Source organism: Nitrospiraceae bacterium (genome assembly GCA_035623075.1).
Classification (GTDB): Bacteria; Nitrospirota; Nitrospiria; order Nitrospirales; family Nitrospiraceae; genus DASPUC01.
On record DASPUC010000013.1, the window covers coordinates 1 to 7,149 of the forward strand.

The following is a 7,149-nucleotide window of genomic DNA, read 5'->3' on the forward strand; positions in this document are numbered from 1 at the left end:
TGCGTTCTCGGACATCGTAGCCGGCAGTCTTCATTGCGCCAGTGATCTCTTCCGCCAGGGCCGGCCGGTCGGTCTGGCGGAACGCTCCGGCGAGATAGCCTGCCTTCACGGAGTGGCCCCTGTTCAGCAACAAGCGCAGCAAGTCCGACGCGTCACCAAGGCTGGCCAGCACCACCTGCGTCTCGACCGGATTGCGCGAGAAAAAAGCTTCCGACACTCTCACTAACGCCGCCGACAGTGAGAAAAGCCTCAACCCGTCCCTGACCACCAGATCCGCTGCTGGTGGCATGTCGGTTACCTTCAAGTCGTAGAGCGACGTACCGAAGAGAAGCTCAATAGCGTTGTTCGTGCCCTTCGGGCTGTTGACCACCACTTGCTCCGGTATGACCGTCCTCTCGCCGTGAATCCAAATCGATTGCTCCGGCGACAGGTGCCATTCGTCGCCAAAACGATCGTTACAGTAGCGCACACAGAATTCCCAGAATGAGGCGTACCACGGTGTGCTATCACCCCGGCGGGCGCTTGGGCTGGAGGAGATCAACCAGCCTTTGATGACCTCTTGAAGAAAGCCGTTGGCGATCAACCGCTCACGGTGAACACGGCTCAGGTCGTCGGACCGGAATACACGTCTCGCGCCCCGCTGAAGCTCTTTGAGCTCATCGAGGGATTCGGCCAGTTTCTCGTTTGGTGTCGCCATAAAGCCTTCCCAGAATGGATGGTTGCAAGTTTATTATGCCGTATATATACAAGTATATTATGTAGTATATATACAAGTTAATCATGCTGTGTCAATACAAGTATATTATGTAGTGTGTATACAAGTTAATTATGCTGTATGAATACAAGTATATTATGATTATAATACCAAAAGTTAAATAAATATTTAGCTATTTAGACATGTAATTTTGACTCAAAATTAGGCTATATCGCATTACCAGACTGGCCCTTGGTCTGTACAGCAAGCCCGCTCGCACTACGAATCCTCCGGCCCTGTTTCCGAAAGGCAATTCATCTGAACTGTCCGTCTGTGCCGCTTCGGGCTTGTGTAAGGAGCCTAGTATGGAGCCAGCATTCCGCCGGCCCTGACGTCATGACTGCCAATAAAAAACGTTAGTTGGGCGCACGCCTCCTGAAGCTGCCTTTACAGAGACAGCTTCTGTGGGAAAGGGGAGTCCTACAAGGGTCTGCGTATCCGTAAGTTCTGGCACTACGTCGAGTTGAGCGCATGACCGTCCGCGATGTTATTCGCGTTCAAAAATACGAGGTCGCAAAATTTTGCGCGGCGCGAAAACATAGCGGAGCAAGAGACGTTACACGGCTTGCCGACCGTCGGTACCATAGGCCTTAGTGGAACGGGACTCCCGAGCCAATAAAAGCGGGCCGTACGCCTGGGGCCCCCTCGCCCTCCTTGGCCGAAATTTTCGCCATTGGGGGACCCGAGTCCCTTTGCGTCGAACGACTAAAATCGTGCCCGTAATCGTGCCCGCGCCCCCTCGCTGGCTCCAATTCCTAACAACTCCTTCCAACAAACAGAAAGGGCGGCCAATCGCGAGATCAGCCGCCCTGGGCCTGCATTTCCGCTCTCTGTGCGGGTCTGCTTCGATCCCTTTAAAAACTGCCTCCGAGGGTTCGAAGCCCGACGCTCTATCCAACTGAGCTACGGGCGCACAAGGTTCCTTCAAGCACTCTTGGCAAGATCCTGTCAAGAAGATATCTGAGACGACGTTACCATCGGCCTCGATCGCCGCCGCCCGCACCACCTCCGCCGCCAAATGACCGCTTCTCTTGAGGACGGGCCTCATTCACCACAAGTGTCCGCCCACCCAATTCAGTTCCATGGAGCGCCGCGATCGCCTTCTGCGCCTCCTCGGATGTGGCTATTTCGACAAATGCGAACCCTCTTGACTGGCCGGTAAATCGATCCATGATCACTTTTGCAGACTGGACGGTTCCATGTTGTGAGAATAACTCAGTCAATTGCTGTTCTGTCGTGGAATAGGGAAGACTTCCTACATTCAACTTGGATCCCATCGGCCACCTCCATCACGGCTGTGACATTGACTTGAAGAAGAAAGCCGCGAAGTAGGGCAACTAATTGCGTGGACGGCGGTCGGTCACACGTTCCGGCGGATTTCCTTCAGCAAGGTAACATCGATCAGGGCCTCTCTCCTCAGCTGCCTCACTCGGCCCCTGAGCGAGGACGAGTCTAGCAAAACATACCATCTGGTTTGAGAGAGTTCAATTCTCAACCCTTCACGTCAAAGCAAGAATAACTTCCACAAGCTCGTGAATCGATCGGCCGTCAGTTTTGATTACGTGATCCGCTGCCGCCTGATATTTTGGCGTACGCTCACGCAACACCTCGGTAATTTCCTCAAGAAACGATTTGGATCCCGTAAGCGAGGGACGTTGAGTATCACCGCCGATCCGTGCCGTGATGGTATCCACCGTCGCGGTCAGCCACATGAGCTTGCCATGTCGCTTCAACACTTCGACATTCTGAGGTCTTAGAATCGCGCCACCCCCCGTATCGATCACCAACTGGTCACGTCCCGCGAGGTCTCGACAGACGGCAGACTCTAAATCGCGAAAATATTCCCATCCATGCTGGGCCACAATTTCAGGAATTGTCTGCTTGGCCCGTTTGACGATCTCTACATCGGTCGAGATCAGCTCGTGCCCTAACCTTGCAGCAAGCTCCTTGCCGACGGTGCTCTTGCCGGTGCCTCGATAGCCGATGAGCACGATGTTCATGAAAATCGGGATTCCAGAACTGCGCGCATGACGTCGGTGGGAGCAGGCTTGTTGGTCCAGAGTTCAAACTGCGCAGCAGCTTGATGCAGAAACATCTCCAACCCTCTGATCGTACGACAGCCTGCGGCTTGTGCATCCGTCAGAAGCTGTGTGTTCCTCGGATTGTACACAATGTCCATGACCGTCAGGCCTCGATGCAGAAACATAGCTGGGACGCAGCTCTTCCCGATTTTGGGCGCCATCCCGAGCGGGGTGCAGTGAATCAAGACTCGCGCTTGAGGCAACACAGCCTTCAATGCGGCTTCGTCAAGGTACGCATCCACAACGTTCATGGTTGTCTTCGTTCGGAGGTCTGCAGCGAGGGCCGTGCGTTCCTTTTCTTCGATCCCCAACAGGTTCAAGCAGCTAATACCTGATTCCGCTGCGAGGGCAAAGGCGATCGCTCGAGCAGCTCCCCCCGACCCTAACATCACTACGGTTTCGTTCTTCAACGGCGCGCCGCCTTCGCGAAGGGCTCGGAGGGCACCGGTCGCATCGGTATTGTATCCCGTGAGCTTGCCTTCACCCGCTAGAATCGTATTGACTGCACCGATTTGTTTTGCTGTTGGTTCAAGATCGTCAAGGAAGGGTACGACCGAAACTTTGTGAGGAATCGTGACGCTGGCCCCACGAAAACCACCAAGGGCTTTCAAGCCCTTGATCGCATCCTGAATGGCGTCGACGCGAAAGGCAAGATAGACGAAGTTCAGCCCAAGCTTTTGAAAGGCTGCATTGTGAATGGTTGGTGAGAGGGAATGTTCGATCGGGTTACCGATGACGCCACAGAACTGCGTGTGTGCGTTGATCTCCATGAAGTTGATTACTCCTACCGCTTGGTGACGCTGATCGCGAGATATACGGATCCTTGCATCTGATATAAGACGACGATCTTGTCGTCCTTGTGGAGATCCTTTAATGAAGCGAGCCCGGTTCCTTGAAATTTCGTCTTATCGTTGGCGACGAACGTAAACCTGGTTCCACCGCTGTCTTTCTTCACCGCGAACTTTCCAGCCGTGAGATCGACCGTCAGCACCGTGCCCGGGAACTCTATTCCATTGTCGGCTTGACTTAAACCAATACTAATTAGACAGGCGCATGCTACGACGAGCAATATTGCCCAACTCGGCTTGAACGAGGTCACGATGTTATTCATAGCCTTCACCTCTCATCTTTGTCAGGGGCGCGAAGGGAATGCCTCAATCAACCCCTCCAGCTCCGATGAATAGGCAACGACGCCCACGCAAACGGGGCGGGCAGGCACATCAGGTGACCGGACCACTCTTCGCACCCTGTCTTACCAAACCGTCATGCCGCCATCGATCGGGAAAGAGGCCCCCGTCACCCAAGCCGCGTCATCGGACGCCAAATAGAGAACCATCTTCGCCACTTCCTCAGGCTTTCCAGGACGACGAATGGGATAATGCGCCAGGATCGGTTCGAGCTGTTCTGGATTGCTCATGAGCGGAGCTGCCATCGGCGTATCAATTAAACCGGGATTAACGACATTGCAGCGAATCCCATCCTGGGCATAATCGATCGCGAGCGCACGGGTAAGGGCATCCAGCGCTCCTTTGGAAGCGGCATAGGCGGGGAGCGTCGGAATTCCCACCAGGCTGGCGATGGACGAAATGTTGACAATCGCACCCTGCTTCCTCTTGAGCATTTCTGGCACAACCGCTCGTGTCATACGAAATACACCGGTAAGATTCACGTCTAGGACCTGTGCCCAGGTGATATCATCCGTCTCATGAATTCGCTTGCCAAAGTCCCCTATACCAGCGTTGTTCACCAGCACATCTATCTGCCCGAATTGTTGAACCGTCTGACGGACAACGTCACGGGCGTGTTTCTCGTCCGTCACCGATCCAGCAACCGCAAGTACCTTCCCGCGAGCTTTCGTAATATCGGTCGCAACCCGATCGAGCTCCGAGTTTCGTCTTCCCGTGATGGTGACCGCAGCCCCTTCCTGTGCAAACAGTTTGGCGATCGCTTCCCCTATCCCAGCGTTTCCTCCTGTTACAATCGCCACCTTTCCGGCCAAGCGAGTCATTCGCCCTGATCCCTCTCTTGGTTCTCTTCAAGCGCAGTCTCCGAAGGAGGATCACCTGAAGGGATTGGTGCCCACAGGCCCGGCTCAACTTTCCTCGCCACCGTGATGAACCCCGAATGGGCCACCATACGATGATCCGGCCGAACACTTCTCCCCTGAATCGACCAAGTCCGGAGCAAGGTTTCAAACGTATGGATCAGGCCGAACACACCTGCCCGTTCAAGTGCGTCGACAGTTTGCATAACTTGAGGAATAGTGGGAACGAAGCTGAGATAAATCCCGCCGGATCGCAGCACCTCCGCCGCATGTGGCACAACCTGCCAGGGCTCAGGAAGATCGAGCACCACCCGATCAAACAGCCCGCCATCTTCCAGTAGATCAATTCCTTCGTAGGCATTTCGCCGAAGCGGAACGAGGTTCGAAACCGGTCCTGTATACCGCTCTATATTGGTCATGGCCGTCCTGAAAAAATCCTCACGGGCTTCATACGTGACGACCATCCCTCGTGGACCAACCGCACGAAGGAGTGCCATAGTGAGGGCGCCGGAGCCAGTTCCTGCTTCAAATACACGAGCACCAGGGTACACATCGGCCCACATCGGAATGAGTGCGAGATCCTTCGGATAGAGCACTTGAGCGCCGCGTGGCATTTTGAGGACATAATCACCGAATGTCGGACGGAGCGCGAGCATTTGCTTCCCGCCCGACAGAGTCACCAACGAGCCGTCCGGCTTTCCGATAAGGTCGTCATGAGCGATCTTGTGCCCACTGAACTGGTAGAGGTCTCCGGCCTTCAACGTGAGCGCATACTGGCGCCCCTTCTTGTCGACCAAATGAATCCGGTCACCATTGCGGAGTTGGGACATAGTGGCCTCATTCTAGAAGCGACTGACGCTCTTTTCAACACGACAAGTTCTGGAAATACATGCCCCACCTGGTCTTCCTGGCTTTCCATTCCTTGACTCAACTCCGACCTGGGCCGTATGATCCCGTGTGAATTGTGCACCACACAGCCCTGCGTGCCGCGCATGGAGCTCTCGATGCGTGGATTAGGTTCCCACATCTCACCACTTACCCTAGCCTGTGCAGCACTCTTAGGAACTCTGCTCCCTTCGATGTACGACCTCCCTGCCCAGGCATCTTCAGGTGGGGAGGTCGTCGTCGCCACCTACGAAGGAGTGATCAATCCTGTCGCAGCAGAGTATTTGCATGATGCCTTGGCAACAGCCCAGATAACAGGGGCCACGTGTCTCATCATCAGATTGGATACGCCGGGCGGCCTCGATACCTCAATGCGGTTGATCGTCAAAGACATTACCGCAGCCACCATTCCCGTGATTGTATTCGTCGCGCCATCTGGCGGCCGTGCCGCCTCAGCCGGCGTGTTCATCACCCTATCCGCTCATTTCGCTGCGATGGCGCCGGGCACCAACATCGGTGCGGCTCATCCTGTCGCGATGGGGGGCGGCGAGATGGATAGAACGATGAAGGAGAAGGTCGAGAATGACGCGGTGGCCTATATCAAGACGATTGCGGAGCAACACGGGCGCAATGTGACATGGGCAGAGGACGCCGTTCGAAAGAGCGTTTCAGTGACAGAGACCGAAGCATTGAAGCTGAAGATCATCGACCTGGTTGTAGACGACGTGCCAACGCTATTGAAGAAAATTCACGGTCGCACCATCACGTTAACCAACAGATCTGCGACGCTCGCGACAGATGGATCGACGATTCGAGAGTATCCGATGGGCCTTCGACTCGAGGTGCTCAAGACGCTCAGCGACCCCAACATTGCCTACCTGCTCATGACACTGGGCACGATTGGCCTGTTGGCCGAACTTTATAACCCCGGGGCGATCCTGCCTGGCATCGTCGGCGCTATCAGTTTAATTCTGGCCTTTTACTCGCTCCAATCACTGCCAGTGAACTATGCCGGTGTCCTTCTTCTCATATGCGGCATCGTCTTCCTCGTCCTCGAAATCTCCGTTACCAGTTATGGACTGCTGGCGCTCGGCGGTATCACCGCAATGACGCTGGGCGGCTTGCTCCTCATCAAAAGCGACGCGCCGTACCTGCAAGTATCGTTGTCGTTCCTGCTTCCGACCGTTCTCACCGTTGCGGTCATGGTCGGTTTTGTCTTCTGGCTCGCCCTTACAAATAGCCGACGCCGCCCGGTGACGGGCATGGAGGGCATGATCGGCGCAATTGGAATCGCAACAACCGACCTGACGCCACATGGTCAGGTGACACTGCACGGAGAAATCTGGGACGCGGTCAGCCGAGAACCGATCAAGCGAGGAGAAGAA

The 7,149-nt window shown here is 55.0% G+C and carries 8 protein-coding genes; 1 reads left to right on the forward strand and 7 read right to left on the reverse strand.

Annotated elements, in window-relative coordinates:
• From VEI50_02615 to VEI50_02645, 7 genes are all read right to left on the reverse strand, one after another.
• On the reverse strand, window positions 1–697 hold a 697-nt coding region (locus tag VEI50_02615; GenBank protein ID HXX73999.1), incomplete at its 3' end, for a hypothetical protein.
• Between the two features lie 1,028 nt (window positions 698–1,725).
• A complete protein-coding gene (locus VEI50_02620; protein ID HXX74000.1) occupies window positions 1,726–2,031 on the reverse strand; it encodes an RNA-binding protein in 306 nt (101 codons plus the stop codon).
• Window positions 2,032–2,253: 222 nt separating this feature from the next.
• A complete protein-coding gene (locus tag VEI50_02625; GenBank protein ID HXX74001.1) occupies window positions 2,254–2,754 on the reverse strand; it encodes a shikimate kinase in 501 nt (166 codons plus the stop codon).
• On the reverse strand, window positions 2,751–3,605 hold the full coding sequence (locus VEI50_02630; protein HXX74002.1) for a shikimate dehydrogenase: 855 nt from the start codon (window positions 3,603–3,605) through the stop codon (window positions 2,751–2,753). Before VEI50_02630 ends, VEI50_02625 begins: the two co-directional genes overlap by 4 nt.
• 14 nt (window positions 3,606–3,619) lie before the next feature.
• Entirely contained in the window at window positions 3,620–3,946 is a 327-nt protein-coding gene (locus tag VEI50_02635) for a hypothetical protein (GenBank protein HXX74003.1), read from the reverse strand.
• A gap of 141 nt (window positions 3,947–4,087) precedes the next feature.
• Window positions 4,088–4,843, reverse strand: a complete 756-nt coding sequence (locus tag VEI50_02640; protein HXX74004.1) for a glucose 1-dehydrogenase — start codon at window positions 4,841–4,843, stop codon at window positions 4,088–4,090.
• Entirely contained in the window at window positions 4,840–5,709 is an 870-nt protein-coding gene (locus VEI50_02645) for a tRNA (adenine-N1)-methyltransferase (GenBank protein ID HXX74005.1), read from the reverse strand. The genes VEI50_02640 and VEI50_02645 overlap by 4 nt, the downstream gene beginning before the upstream one ends.
• Window positions 5,710–5,883: 174 nt before the next feature.
• Between VEI50_02645 and VEI50_02650 the strand changes: the two genes are divergently transcribed.
• Window positions 5,884–7,149 (forward strand): nodulation protein NfeD (locus tag VEI50_02650; GenBank protein HXX74006.1); only part of this gene is annotated, 1,266 nt, incomplete at its 3' end.